This is a genomic window from Kocuria sp. JC486 (genome assembly GCF_011602805.1).
In the GTDB taxonomy this organism is placed as follows: domain Bacteria; phylum Actinomycetota; class Actinomycetes; order Actinomycetales; family Micrococcaceae; genus Kocuria; species Kocuria soli.
In genome coordinates, this window is the sequence record NZ_JAAOZS010000053.1 from 1 (window position 1) to 1,146 (window position 1,146).

Sequence of the window (1,146 nt, forward strand, 5' to 3'; positions counted from 1 at the left end):
ATGTGGAAGCAACGACTGAAGAGTTGTGGAGCTGACTGGTACTAATACACCGAAGATCTACACACAACACAACACAACACCGGTTCATGTCTCTTTTGGGAGGCAAGGTTTGGTGGTGGTGCAAGGTGTGTTCGCGTCCACTATACGGTCCCCGAACAACACCCCCTGCTTTCAGCTGGAGGGTGAGAGTTCACGGTGATAACAGCATAGGTTTTGTGTGTGACCCGCCCCGCCGTGTTGGTGGTGGTTTTGCGGTGGTCATAGCATGGGGGAAACGCCCGGTCCCATCCCGAACCCGGAAGCTAAGGCCCATAGCGCTGATGGTACTGCACTTGTAAGGGTGTGGGAGAGTAAGACACCGCCGCAATCACACACGCACACGCTGAAAGCCCCGCCCATGTCATGGACGGGGCTTTTCGCGTATACAGGAACTTTTTACTGTTGGGACAAACCCTTGTCTGTGGTGACGACAAAAGGGGGTTGGGGTCCGAGAAACCAATGTTTCTCGGACCCCACCCCCTTTCTCGCTTTCCGTGGGTCGTGAAGGGCCCCGGCCTGTCTGGGCGGTTGTCGGCCAGTCATTCCCTGACTATTTTGAGCATCATGGCTATCGCGCGTGTACCCAGAGTTGTCATCGACTGTGCCAATCCTCGTGAACTTGCTGAGTTCTACGCAGGTCTCCTGGGATGGCGGGTGGACCGAGTGGAAGAGGACTGGATTACCATCCGCGGGGAAGAGGGCGAGCGGATGGACTTTCAATGGGTCGAGGGCTTTCGTGTGCCGTCGTGGCCGCTACAGGACGTTCCGCAGCAGATGCACGTCGACCTGTCCGTGGTCGACCTGGACGTCGCTGAGGAAGCGGTCCTCAAACTGGGCGCGGTGAAGGCTGAAGTCCAACCCGGTACGTCATTCACAGTGTTTCTGGATCCGGCGGGCCATCCGTTCTGCCTGTGCCTTGAGCAATAGGAACGGGCAGGTCCCCACGGGGCCAGGTGTGCCCCACATACGACGACGCCCCCGGCCACAGTGGCCGGGGGCGTCGTCGTATGTGGGGCAGCGAGGAAGGCCTCAGGGGGCCTGCGGTGCGGTTTCCTGCGTGGCCTCGAGCGTGCTCTCGCGGTTTCCGTAGAACTTGTTCACCCCCAC

Annotated in this window: 1 protein-coding gene and 1 rRNA gene; both read left to right on the forward strand. The window is 59.2% G+C overall.

The annotated features are described in order from the left end of the window. The first annotated feature begins 250 nt into the window (after positions 1 to 250). Positions 251 to 367: ribosomal RNA gene (rrf, locus tag GWK18_RS12815) — 5S ribosomal RNA — on the forward strand. 236 nt (positions 368 to 603) lie between these two features. Continuing rightward, the gene (locus tag GWK18_RS12820) at positions 604 to 966 is read left to right on the forward strand and encodes a VOC family protein (protein ID WP_166835725.1); all 363 of its coding nucleotides are present in this window, start codon (positions 604 to 606) and stop codon (positions 964 to 966) included. Positions 967 to 1,146: the final 180 nt, after the last annotated feature.

Bases quoted from the DNA above. Each gene is read 5' to 3' on its own strand.
- GWK18_RS12820 (WP_166835725.1), top strand. From the start codon at position 604: ATGGCTATCGCGCGTGTACCCAGAGTTGTCATCGACTGTGCCAATCCT.